The sequence below is a fragment of the Nonomuraea soli genome, from assembly GCF_013761175.1.
GTDB lineage: Bacteria > Actinomycetota > Actinomycetes > Streptosporangiales > Streptosporangiaceae > Nonomuraea > Nonomuraea soli.
On the sequence record NZ_JACDUR010000005.1, the window covers coordinates 1 to 16,049 of the forward strand.

Annotated in this window: 15 protein-coding genes, 2 tRNA genes and 1 rRNA gene; 8 read left to right on the forward strand and 10 right to left on the reverse strand. The window is 67.9% G+C overall.

Annotation, left to right across the window (positions count from 1 at the left end; genetic code table 11):
• The 8 genes from HNR30_RS23545 to HNR30_RS23580 form a co-directional block, all read right to left on the reverse strand.
• Nucleotides 1-60, reverse strand: a 16S ribosomal RNA gene (locus tag HNR30_RS23545); the annotation flags it as partial.
• Nucleotides 61-549: 489 nt separating this feature from the next.
• Nucleotides 550-3,135, reverse strand: coding sequence for a valine--tRNA ligase (locus tag HNR30_RS23550; protein ID WP_181612206.1), 2,586 nt, complete (start codon nt 3,133-3,135; stop codon nt 550-552).
• Between the two features lie 107 nt (nt 3,136-3,242).
• Nucleotides 3,243-4,526, reverse strand: a complete 1,284-nt coding sequence (clpX, locus tag HNR30_RS23555) for an ATP-dependent Clp protease ATP-binding subunit ClpX (protein ID WP_181612207.1) — start codon at nt 4,524-4,526, stop codon at nt 3,243-3,245.
• Nucleotides 4,527-4,700: 174 nt separating this feature from the next.
• Nucleotides 4,701-5,324: an ATP-dependent Clp protease proteolytic subunit gene (locus tag HNR30_RS23560; RefSeq protein ID WP_181612208.1), complete on the reverse strand. Its 624-nt coding sequence runs from the start codon at nt 5,322-5,324 to the stop codon at nt 4,701-4,703.
• Between the two features lie 11 nt (nt 5,325-5,335).
• Entirely contained in the window at nt 5,336-5,953 is a 618-nt protein-coding gene (locus tag HNR30_RS23565; RefSeq protein WP_181612209.1) for an ATP-dependent Clp protease proteolytic subunit, read from the reverse strand.
• 106 nt (nt 5,954-6,059) lie between these two features.
• Nucleotides 6,060-7,610, reverse strand: a complete 1,551-nt coding sequence (locus HNR30_RS23570) for a Na+/H+ antiporter (protein WP_181612210.1) — start codon at nt 7,608-7,610, stop codon at nt 6,060-6,062.
• 109 nt (nt 7,611-7,719) lie between these two features.
• A complete protein-coding gene (gene tig, locus HNR30_RS23575; RefSeq protein ID WP_181612211.1) occupies nt 7,720-9,090 on the reverse strand; it encodes a trigger factor in 1,371 nt (456 codons plus the stop codon).
• A 124-nt stretch (nt 9,091-9,214) separates the two neighbouring features.
• Nucleotides 9,215-10,090, reverse strand: a complete 876-nt coding sequence (locus tag HNR30_RS23580) for a Sco1979 family transcriptional regulator (protein WP_181612212.1) — start codon at nt 10,088-10,090, stop codon at nt 9,215-9,217.
• A 249-nt stretch (nt 10,091-10,339) separates the two neighbouring features.
• Here HNR30_RS23580 and HNR30_RS23585 point away from each other — a divergent pair, with 249 nt between their 5' ends.
• Both HNR30_RS23585 and HNR30_RS23590 read left to right on the forward strand, forming a co-directional pair.
• Nucleotides 10,340-10,714, forward strand: coding sequence for an ATP-binding protein (locus HNR30_RS23585; protein ID WP_312894592.1), 375 nt, complete (start codon nt 10,340-10,342; stop codon nt 10,712-10,714).
• A 116-nt stretch (nt 10,715-10,830) separates the two neighbouring features.
• Nucleotides 10,831-11,430, forward strand: coding sequence for a DUF421 domain-containing protein (locus tag HNR30_RS23590; RefSeq protein WP_246379132.1), 600 nt, complete (start codon nt 10,831-10,833; stop codon nt 11,428-11,430).
• Nucleotides 11,431-11,458: 28 nt separating this feature from the next.
• Here HNR30_RS23590 and HNR30_RS23595 read toward each other — a convergent pair.
• Nucleotides 11,459-11,529 (reverse strand) — tRNA-Gly (locus HNR30_RS23595).
• Between the two features lie 90 nt (nt 11,530-11,619).
• Between HNR30_RS23595 and HNR30_RS23600 the strand changes: the two genes are divergently transcribed.
• Both HNR30_RS23600 and HNR30_RS23605 read left to right on the forward strand, forming a co-directional pair.
• Nucleotides 11,620-11,693: transfer RNA gene (locus HNR30_RS23600), tRNA-Pro, on the forward strand.
• Between the two features lie 54 nt (nt 11,694-11,747).
• Nucleotides 11,748-12,104 (forward strand): VOC family protein, encoded by a 357-nt coding sequence (locus tag HNR30_RS23605; protein WP_181612214.1) that lies wholly within the window; start codon nt 11,748-11,750, stop codon nt 12,102-12,104.
• 3 nt (nt 12,105-12,107) lie between these two features.
• Here the strand turns inward: HNR30_RS23605 and HNR30_RS23610 are convergent, their stop codons facing one another.
• Nucleotides 12,108-12,917, reverse strand: coding sequence for a PIG-L family deacetylase (locus tag HNR30_RS23610; RefSeq protein WP_181612215.1), 810 nt, complete (start codon nt 12,915-12,917; stop codon nt 12,108-12,110).
• Nucleotides 12,918-12,949: 32 nt separating this feature from the next.
• Between HNR30_RS23610 and HNR30_RS23615 the strand changes: the two genes are divergently transcribed.
• Genes HNR30_RS23615 through HNR30_RS23630 form a run of 4 tightly spaced genes read left to right on the forward strand, consistent with a single transcriptional unit; the run spans nt 12,950 to nt 16,047 of the window.
• Complete coding sequence (locus HNR30_RS23615) at nt 12,950-13,552, forward strand: nucleoside/nucleotide kinase family protein (RefSeq protein WP_181612216.1); 603 nt, start codon at nt 12,950-12,952, stop codon at nt 13,550-13,552.
• On the forward strand, nt 13,549-13,794 hold the full coding sequence (locus tag HNR30_RS23620; RefSeq protein WP_181612217.1) for a hypothetical protein: 246 nt from the start codon (nt 13,549-13,551) through the stop codon (nt 13,792-13,794). Before HNR30_RS23615 ends, HNR30_RS23620 begins: the two co-directional genes overlap by 4 nt.
• Nucleotides 13,795-13,842: 48 nt before the next feature.
• Entirely contained in the window at nt 13,843-14,730 is an 888-nt protein-coding gene (locus HNR30_RS23625) for an LLM class flavin-dependent oxidoreductase (RefSeq protein WP_181612218.1), read from the forward strand.
• 12 nt (nt 14,731-14,742) lie between these two features.
• Complete coding sequence (locus tag HNR30_RS23630) at nt 14,743-16,047, forward strand: TrpB-like pyridoxal phosphate-dependent enzyme (RefSeq protein ID WP_181612219.1); 1,305 nt, start codon at nt 14,743-14,745, stop codon at nt 16,045-16,047.
• Nucleotides 16,048-16,049 lie beyond the last annotated feature (2 nt).

Here is a 16,049-nt window from a genome sequence, read left to right on the forward strand (position 1 = left end):
TTGCATGTGTTAAGCACGCCGCCAGCGTTCGTCCTGAGCCAGGATCAAACTCTCCATAAAAGGATTATTCGAAACCCAGCAACAAATGCCTAGAATGTTCTAGACGAGGTGTTGCAAGAAATAACTCTTGCACTGGCTTTTAAACACACTGTTGAGTTCTCAAGAAACGGACGCATACTCTCTCAGAACTTCAGAGAGGCGCACACTTCGCGTCTCAATCTTACCAGACTTGGGCGCTTCTTGTCAAACCGCCCGCCTGGTGAGATTTCAGGCAACCCCGCTAACTTACTCCGAAACCCGGCCGTTGTCCAATCGTGCGGACACGCCCGAGACTCGGGTTCGATCAGAGGGATGTGCAGAGCTTATCAGCCCCACCGAGGCCCTTCGGCCCCGCGCGGTCGGCCCGTGCCGCCCTGCGAGGAAAACACTAGCAGCCCGCGGACCGTGCCTGTGACCAACTTAGGTAACAACACAGCCTTCCCCACGAAGATTCCCTCCAAACCAAAGCCGGCCCCCACCCGTAGGTGGGAGCCGGCCGGCAACAGGAGATCAGCCTGACGGGAGGGCCGCGATCTGGGCCTCCAGGCGGGCGATGTCGGCAGCGGCCTGCTCGGCGCGCGCCCTGATCTTCGCCACGACGTCGTCCGGCGCCTTCGACAGGAACTGCTCGTTGCCCAGCTTGCCGGCGGCCTGGGCGGCCTCCTTCCGCGCACCGGCCAGGTCCTTCTCCAGCCGCTTGCGCTCGGCCACCACGTCGATCGCACCCGCGGTGTCGATCTCGACGCTGACCCCGGCGGCGGTGAAACTCGCCGTCGCGTTGAAGCTCTCGCCCGGCGCCTCGAGACGGAGCAACGACCGGATCGCCGCCTCGTGCCCGGCGACCATCGTTCCGGCGAGGCCCAGCCTGGCCGCCACCTTCTGTCCCGGCTTCAGTCCCTGGTCGGAACGGAAGCGCCTCACTTCGGTGACGAGCTCCTGCAGCGCGAGGATCTCCTTTTCGGCACCGGGATCGGTCAGGCGCGCGTCGACGACCGGCCATGATGCCACCACCACGGACTCGCCGCCCGTGACCGCGCGCCACAACTCCTCGGTGACGAACGGCACCAGCGGGTGCAGCAACCGCAGCAGGGCGTCGAGTACATGCCCGAGCACCACCCGGGTGTGCTCAAGCCCTTCCTGGATCTGGACCTTGGCCAGCTCCAGATACCAGTCGCAGACCTCGTCCCACGCGAAGTGGTAGAGCAGGTCGGAGACCTTGGCGAACTCGAAGTCGTCGAAGGCCGCGTCGACCTGACCGGTCACGGTCTGCAGGCGGGACAGGATCCACCGGTCGGCCGCGGTCAGCGGCGCCCCTTCGAGCGAGCCGACCGACGCGCCGTTCATGAGCGCGAAGCGGGTGGCGTTCCAGAGCTTGTTGCAGAAGTTGCGCGAGCCCGCCGCCCACTCCTCGCTGACCGCGACGTCGGAGCCGGGATTGGCGCCGCGCAGCAGGGTGTAGCGCGTCGCGTCGGCGCCGAACCTGTCGATCCAGTCGAGCGGGTCGACCACGTTGCCGAAGGACTTCGACATCTTCTTGCCGTACTGGTCACGCACCATGCCGTGCAGCGCCACCACCCGGAAGGGCGGCCGGCCGTCCATGGCGTACAGGCCGAACATCATCATCCGGGCGACCCAGAAGAACAGGATGTCGTAGCCGGTCACCAGGACCGAGGTCGGATAGAACCGTTCGAGCTCGGGGGTCTTCTCCGGCCAGCCGAGCGTCGAGAACGGCCACAGCCCGGAGGAGAACCAGGTGTCGAGGACGTCGGGGTCCTGGACGTAGCCCTCGGGAGCCTCCTCGTCGGGCCCGACGCAGACGACCTCACCTTCGGGCCCATACCAGACCGGGATGCGGTGGCCCCACCACAACTGCCGCGAGATGCACCAGTCGTGCATGTCGTCGACCCAGTCGAAGTAGCGCTTGGCCAGCTCCGGCGGGTGGATCCGGGTGCGTCCGTCGCGCACCGCGTCACCCGCGGCGGTGGCCAGCGGCTGCACGTTGACGAACCACTGCAGCGACAACCTCGGCTCGACGACCGTCTTGCATCGCGAGCAGTGACCGACCGAGTGGAGGTAGGGACGCTTCTCGGCGACGATCCGCCCGTCGGCGCGCAGGGCCGCGACGACGGCGGGGCGAGCCTCGAACCGATCGAGCCCCTCGAAGGGGCCGTGGGCGGTGATCAGACCGGTCTCGTCCATGATCGTGAGCGACGGCAGGGAGTGACGCCGGCCGATCTCGAAGTCGTTGGGGTCGTGCGCCGGGGTCACCTTGACCGCGCCGGTGCCGAATGACGGATCGACGTGCTCGTCGGCCACGATCGGGATGCGCCGCCCGGTCAGCGGCAGCTCCACCGTCTTGCCGATCAGGTGGGAGTAACGCTCGTCGGACGGGTGCACGGCCACCGCGGTGTCGCCGAGCATCGTCTCGGCCCGGGTGGTGGCCACCACGATCGACTCGTCGCCGCTGCCGTACCTGATCGAGACGAGCTCGCCCTCGTCCTCGCTGTGCTCCACCTCGATGTCGGACAGGGCCGTGTGGCAGCGCACGCACCAGTTGATGATGCGTTCTGCGCGGTAGATGAGCCCGTCGTCGAAGAGCTTCTTGAAGATGGTCTGGACGGCGCGCGACAGGCCCTCGTCCATGGTGAAGCGGTCACGCGACCAGTCGACGCCGTCGCCCAGGCGCTTCATCTGCCCCTGGATCTGCCCGCCCGACTCGGCCTTCCACTGCCAGACCCGCTCGACGAAGGCCTCGCGCCCGAGGTCGTGGCGCGAGAGCCCCTCGGCGGCGAGCTTGCGCTCGACGACGTTCTGCGTGGCGATGCCGGCGTGGTCCATGCCCGGCAGCCACAGGGTCTCCTTGCCCTGCATCCGCGATCGGCGCGTGAGCGCGTCCATGATCGAGTGGTCGAGGGCGTGGCCCATGTGCAGGACGCCGGTCACGTTCGGCGGCGGGAGGACGATGCTGTACGGCTCGCGAGAGCTGCCCGGGTCGGCGCCGAAGTACCCCTCGGATACCCACCGCTCGTAGCTCGGGGTCTCCACGTCGGCCGGGGTGTACTGGGTAGGCAGCTCTGGCTTCGTCACGGTATTCAAGTTTAGAGCCGCCCAACGCCCACCAGAGCCCAACTCGACCACCGGGCGCGCTCCCCCGGGTACGGCAGAGCGCCCCGACCCGGAGGTCGAGGCGCTCAGCGGTTGGCTCAGGCCGACTTCTCCCGCGGGGTGCGCTGCTGCTTGGCCGCGAGCTGGTCGCGCGGGACCAGCGTCGGGATGGCGTGCTCGAGCACGGCCGCCCGGTTGATGATCACCCGGGCGACGTCCTGGCGCGAGGGCACTTCGTACATCACGCTCAGCAGCACCTCTTCGAGGATCGCCCGCAGCCCACGGGCGCCGGTGCCGCGCAGGATCGCCTGGTCGGCGATGGCCTCGAGCGCGTCGTCGGTGAACTCCAGCTCCACCCCGTCGAGCTCGAAGAGCTTGCGGTACTGCTTCACCAGCGCGTTGCGCGGCTCGGTGAGGATCTGGATGAGCGCCTCGCGGTCGAGGTTGTGCACCGAGGTGATGACCGGCAGGCGGCCGACGAACTCGGGGATCATGCCGAACTTCAGCAGGTCTTCGGGCATGACGTCGGCGAAGATGTCGGAGGAGTCGATCTCCTCCTTGGAGCGGATGATGGCGTTGAAGCCGATGCCCTTCTTGCCGATGCGCGACTCGATGATCTTCTCGAGTCCGGCGAAGGCCCCTCCGCAGATGAACAGCACGTTGGTGGTGTCGATCTGGATGAACTCCTGGTGAGGGTGCTTGCGCCCGCCCTGCGGGGGCACGCTCGCCGTGGTGCCTTCCAGTATCTTCAGCAGCGCCTGCTGGACGCCCTCGCCCGAGACGTCGCGCGTGATCGACGGGTTCTCGCTCTTGCGGGCGATCTTGTCGACCTCGTCGATGTAGATGATGCCCGTCTCGGCCTTCTTGACGTCGTAGTCGGCGGCCTGGATGAGCTTGAGGAGGATGTTCTCGACGTCCTCGCCGACGTAGCCCGCCTCGGTGAGGGCGGTGGCGTCGGCGATGGCGAAGGGCACGTTGAGCATCTTCGCCAGCGTCTGCGCGAGCAGTGTCTTGCCCGAGCCCGTCGGGCCGAGCAACAGGATGTTGGACTTGGCCAGCTCAAGGCCGTCGTCACGACCCCGGTCGCCGGACTGCACCCGCTTGTAGTGGTTGTAGACCGCCACCGAGAGCGCCTTCTTGGCCTTGTCCTGGCCGATCACGTAGGCGTCGAGGAATTCGTAGATCTCCCTCGGCTTGGGCAGGTTGTCCCACTTGAGCTCGGAGGACTCGGAGAGCTCCTCCTCGATGATCTCGTTGCAGAGATCGATGCACTCATCGCAGATGTATACGCCGGGACCGGCGATGAGCTTCTTGACTTGCTTCTGGCTCTTTCCGCAGAACGAGCACTTCAGCAGGTCTCCCCCGTCGCCGATGCGTGCCACCCCAGATACTCCTTTGCGTGGGACCGCCCTGCTCCCGCGATCCGATTAGCCGGACCCGGTCCGAACCGCTCAGGTATCGACGTTACCGTCTTCTGGGCCCTCAGTGAGCCCCCTGGCGGCGAGTCGCACCGGAACATGCCTTGTTGGGCATGTTCCGGTGCGGTCCGCATCCCGTCAGGAAACCGCGGCCTGAGCTCGCTTCTTCCGCGACGGAATGATGTCGTCGATCAGACCATACGCCTTGGCATCGTCAGCGGTGAGAATTTTGTCGCGTTCGATGTCCTTGCGAATCTCGGACTGATCCTTGCCGGTGTGCTTGGCAACGATCTCCTCGAGCAGTCCGCGCATCCGGAGGATCTCGCGGGCCTGGATCTCGATGTCGCTTCCCTGGCCGCCGCCCTCGGTGGAGGGCTGGTGGATGAGGATGCGCGCGTTGGGCAGCGCGTAGCGCTTGCCCGGCGTGCCGCCGGCCAGGAGGACCGCCGCCGCGGAGGCGGCCTGGCCCAGGCAGACGGTCTGGATTTCCGGCCGGACGAACTGCATCGTGTCGTAGATCGCCGTCATGGCGGTGAAGGAGCCGCCGGGCGAGTTGATGTAGATGCTGATGTCACGGTCGGGGTCGAGCGACTCCAGCGTCAGCAGCTGCGACATGACGTCGTTGGCCGAGGCGTCGTCGATCTGCACGCCGAGGAAGATGATGCGGTCCTCGAAGAGCTTGGTGTACGGATCCATGGTCTTGGTTCCGTACGACGTGCGCTCGGTGAACTGCGGGAGCACGTAGCGGCTTTGGATGTTCACGTCAGCTCCCCCTAGGAAACGGCGCCCTGGGAGGGCACCTGCCGTGCGTTGCGCACGACATGATCGATGAAGCCGTAGTCCCTGGCCTCGTCGGCCGTGAACCAGCGGTCGCGGTCGGAGTCCTTCTCGATCTGGTCAAGCGGTTGACCGGTGTGGAAGGCGATCCGCTCGGCGAGCGTCTTCTTCACGTAGAGCATCTGCTCGGCCTGGATGGCGATGTCGGCCGCGGTGCCGCCGATGCCACCCGAGGGCTGGTGCATCATGACGCGGGCGTGGGGCAGGGCGTAGCGCTTGCCCTTGGCCCCGGCGCACAGCAGGAACTGGCCCATGGAGGCGGCCAGGCCCATGCCGACGGTGGCCACGTCGTTCGGCACGTATTCCATCATGTCGTAGATGGCCATGCCCGCCGTGACGGAACCGCCAGGCGAGTTGATGTACAGGTAGATGTCCCGATCGGGGTCATCCGCCGCCAGGAGCAGGAGCTCCGCGGCGATCCGGTTGGCGATGCCGTCGTTCACCTCCGACCCGAGCACAATGATGCGCTCGCGCAGCAGGCGCTGATACAGCTGGTCCTCAAGCCGGAAGGAGGCGTCTTCACGACCTCGCGACTCTGGGCTGAAGAAGGTCACAGCGTCACCTTCCGATGCGTCGTTCTCGATTGGCTTTGCTTGTGACCTTAACGCGGGTGGGCCCCAGGTCATGCCCCGTCCCCGCGCTGTTCGCTGTCGGCGCATGTCATCCCCCTTGAGTTCCGGACACACGGCGCCGCTCCTCGAGATCAAGCTCGTGCGCCAGCTTGCGCCGCGCGTCCGCGCTGATCTTGCGGCGCTCGTACAGGTCGTCCAGCTTCTTGCGCTGCGCGCGGATGAGTTCGCGGCGGATCCTGCCCTTGCCGTGCTCGGGTTCACGCTCGTCGTCGAGCACCTCGCGGACCCTGTCGAGCCTCAGCTCGAACAGCTGGCGGTAGACCTCGGCCGTGCGCTCGTCGACCTCGTCGTCTGCGGCCAGCTCGTCGATGCGTGCCAGGGCGCTCTCCAGCAGCGCCTCCCTGGCCACGGTCTCCTCCTTCATCTCCTTCTCGCTCTCGCCCATGCCCAGCTTGCGCAGCAGCGGCGCGAGCGTGGGCGCCTGGCCGAGCAGGGTCGCCAGCACGACGCAGGCGGCGATGAAGACGAGCAGGTTGCGTCCCTGGGCCTCGGCGGGGATGGACAGGGCGATCGCCAGCGTGATCGCGCCCCTGATGCCCGCCCAGCCCATCACGAACCGTTCCTTGAACTCGATGGTGGCGAACCGGCGGAAGCGCAGCAACGGCACGACCACGATCGTCCACACCATCCGGACCCCCACGACCACGCCGATCACCAGCAGCACGGTCAGCGGAACGTGGGGCCAGATCCTGTCGCCCTCGATGCCGTGGAAGACGTCGAGGATCTGCAGGCCCAGCAGGACGAAGAGGGTGGATTCCAGAAGGAAGACCAGAACCTCCCAGAACATCTCGCCGGTCAGCCTCGACGCCGGCTGGAGCAGGCCGTCACGACGCAGTCCCAGGTAGAACCCGACGACGATCGTGGCCAGCACGCCCGACAACCCCAGGTGCTCGGCGGGGATGTAGGCCAGGAAGGGCGTGGCCAGCGACAGGACGATCTGGGCGCCTGGGTCGCGGATGAGCGGACGGAGGCGGCCGATCACCCATGCCAGCGCCAGGCCGTACGCCAGCCCTCCCACCACGACGTGCAGGAGCTCCAGGGCGGCGAAGCCCGCGGTGATCTCCTGCTGCAGCATGGTCAGGGCCAGGGCGAACATGGTCAGCGCGACGCCGTCGTTGACCAGGCTCTCGCCCTCCAGGATGGTGACCAGCCTGCGCGGCGCGCCCAGTCGCTTGATCACCGAGGTGGCGGCCACCGGATCCGTGGGCGCCACCGCGGCGCCGAGCGCGAGCGCCGCTCCGACCGCCAGCCCTGGCACGGTGGCGCCGACCGCCAGTGCGACGCACAGCGCCGTCACGCAGGTGAGACTGAAGGCCATGATGACGATGGGCACCGCGTCCTCGCGGGTCTCGCGCGGCGCGCTGAAGAAGGCGGCGTGGTAGACCAGCGGCGGCAGGAAGACCGTGAGGACCAGTTCGGGCGGCACGTTGATGCTGCCGACCCCCGGGATGGCGCTGACCAGGAGCCCCAGGAGGACGAGCAGGATCGCCTCGGGCAGGTTGAAGCGCCGCGACAGTGTGCGCGCCACGACCAGCGCCACCGCGATCGCCGCGCCCAGGATGAACAGCTCGTCGGTCATCTCCACCCGCCCGCTCGAAAGTCCATCGCCCTACCCGGCCAGGAGCAGGTCAAGTCCGCCGAAAAACGAAAAACCCCCGACCAGGCGGTCGGGGGTCCTTTCGCAGAGCTTACTGCTGGGAGGCCTCGTCGTCGGCGATCTCCTGGGGCTCCTCACCGTTGATCTCGGTGTAGATCGCCTTCAGGTCGACCTCGTTGCCGTCGGTGTCGACGACCTTGGCGGCGTCGCCCACGACGGACTTCGCCTTGTCGCGGACGATCTCGACCATCGCCAGCGTGAGCTGGTCGTTGTCGGCCAGGTGCTGGGCCAGCTGGTTCGGCTGCACGCCCATCTGCATGGCGCGGCGCACGACGAAGTTGGTCAGCTCCTGCTCGGAGACGCCCAGCTCCTCGGTCTTGACGATCTTGTCGAGAACGAAGCCGGCCTTGATGGCCTTGGCGGAGTTGGTGTCGAACTCGGCGAAACGCTCGTCCTCGCTCGTCTGGTACAGACGGAAGAACGCGTCGCGCGACAGGCCGCTCTCGGCGATCTGGTGGTCGAGGTTGTGCTTGCGGGCGTCGACCTCGGACTTGAGCGCGCTGTCGGGGATCGGGATCTCCATCTTGTCGAGGAGGGTCTCGAGCGCCTTCTCGCGGGCCTGGACGACCTGGTCGACGAGCTTGTTGCGGCGAGCGGTCTCGCGGATGCTGTTCTTCAGCTCCTCGAGCGTGTCGAACTCGCTGGCCAGCTGCGCGAACTCGTCGTCGAGCTCGGGCAGGACCTTCTCCTTGACCTGCTTCAGGCTGATGATGACGTCGGCCTCCTGGCCGGCCTGCTCACCGCCGACGAGCTCGGTCTTGAAGCTCTTCTCGTCGCCCGCCGACATGCCTTCGAGGGCGTCGTCGAGGCCCTGGAGGACCGAGCCGGCGCCGACCTCGTAGGAGACCTCGCTGGCCTGCTGCTCCTCGATGTTCTCGCCGTCGATCTCGGCGCGCAGGTCCATGACGACGTAGTCGCCCTTGGCCGCGGCGCGCTCGACGCCCGCGAGGGTCGCGAAGCGCTGACGCAGACCGTCGAGCTGCTTGTCGATGTCGTCGTCGGTGACGGCGGCGGAGTCGACCGTGACCTCGATGCCGGAGAAGTCGGGCACCTCGAAGTTGGGGCGGATGTCGACCTCGGCGGTGAACTCGATCTGCTCGCCGTCCTCGATCTTGGTGACCTCGATGTCGGGCTGGCTCACCGGGAAGACGTCGGCCTCGTCGACGGCCTGGCTGTAGAGCTTCGGCACCGCGTCGTTGAGGGTCTCCTCCAGCACCACGGCGCGGCCGAAGCGCTGCTCGATGATGCGGGCAGGAACCTTACCGGGGCGGAAGCCGGGGACGCGGACCTGCTCCGCGACCCGCTTGTACGCCGCATCCAGACTCGGGCGCAGTTCCTCGAACGGCACCTCGACGGTGAGCTTCACCCGGGTCGGGCTGAGCTCCTCGACAGCGGTCTTCACGGGGTGGTCTCCTTGGATAAAGCTTTCGAGATGAACGGCGGCGCGCCTTTGGTCGGCTCACGCGCCGCTCATGTGGGCATGCTGCGCCACGCCGTCTGCCAGTCTAGGGCAGACAATTGTGCACTCAGAACTCTTCGGCGATAGACCTGAGCAGCTCGACGGTCTCGTCCGGAGTGGTGCTCACCGCGCACAGCCGTTCCATGACCTGGCTGTATCGATCCACCTCGTCCCGCTTGTCCAGGTAGAGCGCGCTGGCCAGCTGCTCCACGTAGACGACGTCGGGAAGGTCGGGATCGGGGAAGCGCAGGATGCTGAACGCGCCGCCCTCGGCGCTGTGCCCGCCGAAGCTGAACGGCATGACCTGGATGGTGATCCGAGGCTGGCGCATCAGGTCGATCAAATGCTCAAGCTGGGCCTTCATGACCTCGCCGCCGCCGATGGGCCGCCGCAGGGCCGCCTCGTCGATCACGGCCCAGAAGATCGGGCCGTCGGGCCGGTCGAGCACACGCTGGCGCTCCAGGCGCAGATCGACGCGGCGGGCGATCTCGTCCTGGCTGATGCCGGCCACGCCGGCGGTCACCACCGCCCGCGCGTACTCCTTCGTCTGCAGCAGGCCGGGCACGAACTGGACCTCGTAGGTCCTGATCCGGCTGGCCGCCTCCTCCAGCCCGACGTAGGACTGGAACCACGTGGGAAGCAGGTCGTTGAAGCGCTGCCACCAGCCGGGCTCGTTCGCCTGCACGACAAGGTCGAGGACGGCCTGGCGGGCCTTGGAGTCCGCGACGCCGTACAGCGTCAGCAGGTCGGAGACGTCACGCTCCTTGAAGGAGACCCTGCCGAGCTCCATGCGGCTGATCTTCGACTCCGAGCCGCGGATGAGGTGGCCTGCCTCCTCCCGCGTCACACCCTTGGCCTCCCGCAGCTTCCGCAGTTGGGAGCCCAGGAGGATGCGCAGGGCCGTGGGCCCCGCGTACGGGTGGTTCCGCTGGTTCGGCGTCACGCCTGCCTCCTTCCCGCACACACAGTGACACCCGATGAGCCGGTATGACAAGGTCTCAACCCCGTGTCCGTTTCGGCTTCTTCGGCCATCCGCGGGTTTTGCAGCTGCACGTGCATCTGGGTCTTGCAGATGCTCGCCTGGTAACCCATGATGGCCTAGTGCATATTGGGGCAAACAGGTAGCAGCAGGATGGATCCCGTGGTCACTGCCGAGTGCCTCCAGATCACTCGCGAGGTAGATTTCTCCCGCGTGTGCTCCTGGCCCCTCCCCTTTCAGGCCGACTCGGTCAAGACCGCACGCGACGTCACCCGCTCGACTCTGTCGGGTTGGGGACTGTCCGAATTGGGGGACGACGCCGCCCTGGTCGTGTCGGAACTGGTCACCAACGCTGTCCGATACACCCGCGGCGACCCCCAGATCACCCTTCTCCTCATGCTGGCGGACCCCCACGTGCTACTCGCCGTGACCGACCCCAGCGACGAGGCGCCGCTCCCCAAGGAGCCCGACTTCTGCTCCGAGAACGGCCGCGGGCTCTACATCGTCGAGACCTACAGCCAGCGGTGGGGCTGGGACTCCCTCACCGGCGGCGGCAAGGCCGTCTGGGCCCTCTTCCGCACCGGCTGATCCAGGTGTGTCGTTGAGGCCGTGCACGCCTCACCTCTTCTCCGTACGGCTCTCGCGGCCGCTCCCGTGTGGCACCCCGTCAGCCCGGTCCGCCCCCACTACCCTGGCTGATCACGATGGACATGTGGAATGACCTGCTCGTCACCGGCGTCCCCCTCCTCGACAAGGCGATCAGAACCGTCTGCGTCTACCTCGCCCTCGCCGTCCTGCTCCGCCTCGCGGGCAAACGCGAACTGGCCCAGCTCACCGGATTCGACCTCGTCGTCATGCTGCTGCTGTCGAACGTCGTCCAGAACGCCGTCATCGGGCCCGACAACTCGCTCTGGGGCGGGCTGTTCGGCGCGATCGTGCTCCTGGCCGCCAACGCGGTGACCGTACGGCTCGCCGAGGCCGTACCGCTGGTGGGGTGGTGGTTCAAGGGCAAGCCCACGGTCCTCGCATCGCACGGCGCCTACATCCCCTCGGCCCTGCGGCGCCTGGGACTGCGGCGCAGCGACGTCGACCAGGCGATCCTGCAGCAGGGCGGGTCGTCGGTGGCCGACACGCAGTCGGTGACCCTGGAGCCGGGCGGCGCACTGCTCGTACGGCTACGGCCGGAGGAGGAGAACGCGTCCGCCGGGGACATGGCGGAGATCCGGGAGCGCCTGGACCGCATCGAGCGACTGCTTCGCGAACAGGCATCTCGGGGCGAGAACACGAAAGGCCAGGCACCCTAGCGGGTTGACCTGGCCTTTCGCCGGTGGGAGCGGACGACGGGAATCGAACCCGCGTAGCCAGTTTGGAAGACTGGGGCTCTACCATTGAGCTACGTCCGCGCGAGCCGGTCGAAGTCTGGTCTAGACTTCATCCGGTCGTCAGGGCGTAAGCGTACCGGAGTCTCCGACAGCTTGCGCACGCGACGACACCGGGGCGTGGCGCAGCTTGGTAGCGCGCTTGCTTTGGGAGCAAGAAGTCGCAGGTTCAAATCCTGTCGCCCCGACTCCTCGTCTGAGCCCGGTCTTCGGGCGCGGGCGTCCGCCCTTAGCGTGGACGCATGCATGACCATCCACGACAGAGCCAGCTCGTCGTCGACTGCGCCGAGCCCGCGGTCCTGGCCGCCTTCTGGGGGGCGCTCCTGGGCGGGCTGCCCGTCGACAGGGATCCCGCCTGGTCGTCCGTCGATCCCCCTGGGGGGCTCCGGCTGGCCTTCCAGAAGGTGCCGGAGCCCAAGAGCCTCAAGAACCGCCTCCACCTCGACCTGGCCGTGCCCGACGTCGACACGGCCGCGGCGGACGCCGAGCGGCTCGGGGGGACGCGGGCGGGGGCGCTCCAGAAGGACGACCAGGGCGCGTTCCAGGTGATGCGGGACCCTGAGGGCAACGAGTTCTGTTTCGTGGAGGGCCCGGCCTAGGTGTCAGGGGCGCAGGCCCGCGAACAGGTCGTCCTCCTGCTCCGGCCCCTCCACGCGGCTCTGCTGCCGGATGAAGTGCTCCGTGGCGAACACCCGCCGCTGCGCCTCCTCCGGCAGCTGCAGCAGGAACATGCTCTCGGTCTGTGACGCGTGCGCCTTAAGCGCCGTCACCTTCTGCTCGATGAACGCCGACACGTCCACCGCGCTCGTCACCAGCTCGTCGGGGGTGCCGAACTCCTCCGGGAGCTCGCCGAAGTCCAGCCCGAGCGAGCGCACGAACTCGAACGTCTCCCGGATCCCCGACCGGGGGATCGCCGTGTAGTACAGCTTGTCGGGAATGCCGGTGGAGGTGAAGGCGTCCACGGCGATGCGGTGGGCCTGGATGTGGTCGGGGTGGCCGTAGCCGCCGTTCTCGTCGTAGGTGACGATCACCTGCGGCCGGTACTTCTCGATCAGCGCCGCGAGCGCGGCCGACGACTCCGCCAAGGGGATGTTCGCGAAAGCCGAGGGGTGCGCGTTGCCGTCCCACCCGTCCATTCCCGAGTCGCGGTAGCCGAGCAGCTCCACGTGGTGGATGCCGAGGTGCCCGGCCGACTCCTGGAGCTCGGCGAGGCGCTGGGCCACGACGGCGACCTCGTCGTGGCCGTCGTCGCCGGGCTTGACGCCTCCCGCGCCGTCGCCCTGATCGCCGTTGGTGCACGTGACCAGGACGGTGCGGATGCCCTCGGCCGCGTAGCGGGCCAGGATGCCGCCGGTGCTGATCACCTCGTCGTCGGGGTGGGCGTGGACAGCCATGAGCGTCAGTTCCGTCATGAGTCGAGGTTAGCCACCATTAGCGTGGAGTCGTGCGTGCGCGGGCGATTTCTCCAGAACACCTGATCGAGGAGCTGGCCGAGCGGATCGTGTCCGGCGGGGCGCGCCGGGTGGCGATCGACGGCGCGCCGGGGGCGGAGCCGGGCCGGCTGGCGGACGCGCTGGTGGAGCCGCTCAAGGCGGCGGGCAGGGCGCCCGTCCGGGTGTCTGCGGGCGACTTCCTGCGTCCCGCCTCGCTCAGGCTGGAGTACGGCAGGACGGACCCGGACGAGTTCTACGACTCCTGGCTGGATGCCAGGGCGCTCAGCAGAGAGGTGCTCGACCGCCGGGGAAGCGTCCTGACCAAGTTGTGGAACGCCGGGACCGACCGCGCCTACCGCGTGCCGTACACCCCTGTGCCGGAGAGCGGCGTGGTGCTCGTGGACGGCACGCTGCTCCTGGGCAGGGGGCTGGCGTTCGATCTGACCGTGCATCTGTGGCTCTCGCGGGCGGCGCTGCGCAGGAAGACCGAGGAGGCGCTCCAGTGGCGGCTCCCGGCCTACGAACGCTACGAAAGGGAGATAAGTCCGCTGAAAGCCTCGGATATCGCCGTCAAGGTCGATGACCCCCGCCACCCGGCGATAATCGAAGGATGAGAACTCCCCTGACCCCCGACGAGGAAGCCCGCTTCCACGTCGTCATGACGGAGCTCGTGGAGCAGAAGCTGGGCGAGCACGGCACCTTCCGCATCACCGCCGACACCGAGGAGGACCGGGCCCGGTGGCAGGAGGTCGCCAGACGGGTGGGTGAGCGGTCCGGGCACTCGATCGTGAGCTACTCCAACGGCCGGACGATCATGATCACCTCCCCCGAGCGGGTGGGCGTCATCGAGGAGTAGCGTCCCGGCCGCGGGAAGAGCCGAGCCCCGGAAACGGTTACGCCGGACATGACCGATTACGGACGTGACCTGCGCTTCGGCTACTTCCTCGTGCCGAACGCCGACGACCCGCTGATCGAGCGCGCCCGGCTCGCCGAGCGCCTGGGCCTGGACCTGATCGGCATCCAGGACCACCCCTACCAGCGCCGCTACGTCGACACCTGGACCCTGCTGACGACGATCGCCGCCAGGACCGAGCGGATCACACTCTTCCCCGACGTGGCGAACCTGCCGCTGCGCCCGCCCGCCGTGCTCGCCAAGGCCGCGGCCACCCTCGACCTGCTCAGCGGCGGCCGCTTCGAGCTGGGCCTGGGCGCCGGAGGGTTCTGGGACGCGATCGACGCCTACGGCGGGCCCCGCCGTACCGGCGGGCAGGCTCTCGGCGCGCTCGCCGAGGCGATCGAGGTGATCAGGCGGATCTGGAGCGGCGAGCGCAACCAGCGGTTCGAGGGCGAGCACTACCACCTGCGCGGCGCCCAGCCAGGCCCGGCGCCCGCGCACCCGATCGGCATCTGGATCGGCGCGAAGGGTCCCAGGGCCATGGCCCTGACAGGCGCCATGGCGGACGGTTGGGTGTCGTCGTCACCGTGGGCCACCACCGACACGCTCCCGGAGCTCCAGGACCGAATCGACGAGGCGGCCCGCCAGGCGGGCCGTGACCCGCGCGGCATTCGGCGCGTCCACAACATCAACGGCCTCATCACCGACAGGAGCACGAGCTTCCTGTACGGCCCGGCTGACCAGTGGGTCGAGGAGCTGACGGACCTGGCGATCTCGCACGGCCAGGACAGCTTCGTGCTGTGGCCGGAGCGCGACGACGAGCGCCAGTTGAAGATCTTCGCCGAGGAGATCGTCCCGGAAGTTCGCCGACAGGTAGCACGCGAGCGCAAGGAGTAGCAAACTCGGGAAATGACTCCCAGCCACTGGTACAACATCATTCCCGACCTGACCGCTCCCCCGCCCCCGCCGCTGCACCCGGCGACCATGCAGCCCGTGGGTCCCGACGACCTGGCCCCGCTGTTCCCCATGGAGCTGATCGGCCAGGAGGTGAGCACCGACAGGTTCGTCGAGATCCCGCAGGAGGTGCTCGACGTCTACCGGCTGTGGCGGCCCACTCCCCTCATCAGGGCGCACCGCCTGGAGAAGGCGCTGCAGACCCCGGCGCGTATCTACTACAAGTACGAGGGGGTCTCCCCCGCCGGGTCGCACAAGCCGAACACGGCCGTGCCGCAGGCCTACTACAACGCCCGCGAAGGCGTGCGCCGCCTGACCACCGAGACCGGCGCCGGGCAGTGGGGCTCCTCGCTGGCCTTCGCCTGCGCGCAGTTCGGCCTGGAGTGCCAGATCTGGATGGTGCGCGCCTCCTACGACCAGAAGCCGTATCGCAGGAGCCTCATGCAGGTCTACGGCGCGACCGTGCACGCCAGCCCGTCACCGGTGACGGGCGCGGGCAGCAAGATCCTCGCCGAGAACCCCGACTCCACCGGCAGCCTGGGCATCGCCATCAGCGAGGCGGTGGAGGTGGCCGGCCAGGACCCCGCCACGCGTTACGCGCTGGGCAGCGTGCTCAACCATGTGCTCATGCATCAGACGGTGATCGGCGAGGAGGCTCTCAAGCAGCTGCCCGAGCGTCCCGACCTGGTGATCGGGTGCACCGGCGGCGGCTCCAACTTCGCCGGGCTGGCCTTCCCCTTCATGCGCGAGCACCCCGACATCACCTTCAGGGCCGTGGAGCCCGAGGCGTGCCCGTCGTTCACCCGGGGTCGCTACGCCTACGACTTCGGCGACACCGCGGGCTTCACGCCGCTGCTGAAGATGCACACCCTGGGCCACTCGTTCGTGCCCGACCCGATCCACGCCGGAGGGCTCAGGTATCACGGCATGTCGCCGCTGCTGTCGCACATGTACGAGCTGGGCATGTTCGAGGCGGTCACCCGGTCGCAGACCGAGTGTTTCGAGGCGGGCGTGCGCTTCGCCAGGACCGAGGGCATCGTGCCGGCGCCCGAGCCGACCCACGCGCTCGCCGAGACCATCGCCGAGGCGTTGCGCTGCAAGGAGACGGGCGAGCCCAAGGTCATCCTCACCGCGTTGTGCGGGCACGGGCACTTCGACATGGCCGCCTACGACCGCTACCTGGCGGGCGAGATGCGCGACTTCGCACTGCCGCAGGAGCGCATCGACGAGGCGCTCAGCACCCTTCCCGTCACCGGTTAGAG

Excerpts from the sequence above, each read along its gene's own strand:
- HNR30_RS23570 (WP_181612210.1), bottom strand. The coding sequence starts at position 7,610 with ATGACCGACGAGCTGTTCATCCTGGGCGCGGCGATCGCGGTGGCGCTG.
- HNR30_RS23590 (WP_246379132.1), top strand. The coding sequence starts at position 10,831 with ATGGACATGTGGAATGACCTGCTCGTCACCGGCGTCCCCCTCCTCGAC.
- HNR30_RS23605 (WP_181612214.1), top strand. The coding sequence starts at position 11,748 with ATGCATGACCATCCACGACAGAGCCAGCTCGTCGTCGACTGCGCCGAG.
- HNR30_RS23610 (WP_181612215.1), bottom strand. The coding sequence starts at position 12,917 with ATGACGGAACTGACGCTCATGGCTGTCCACGCCCACCCCGACGACGAG.
- HNR30_RS23620 (WP_181612217.1), top strand. The coding sequence starts at position 13,549 with ATGAGAACTCCCCTGACCCCCGACGAGGAAGCCCGCTTCCACGTCGTC.
- HNR30_RS23625 (WP_181612218.1), top strand. The coding sequence starts at position 13,843 with ATGACCGATTACGGACGTGACCTGCGCTTCGGCTACTTCCTCGTGCCG.
- HNR30_RS23630 (WP_181612219.1), top strand. The coding sequence starts at position 14,743 with ATGACTCCCAGCCACTGGTACAACATCATTCCCGACCTGACCGCTCCC.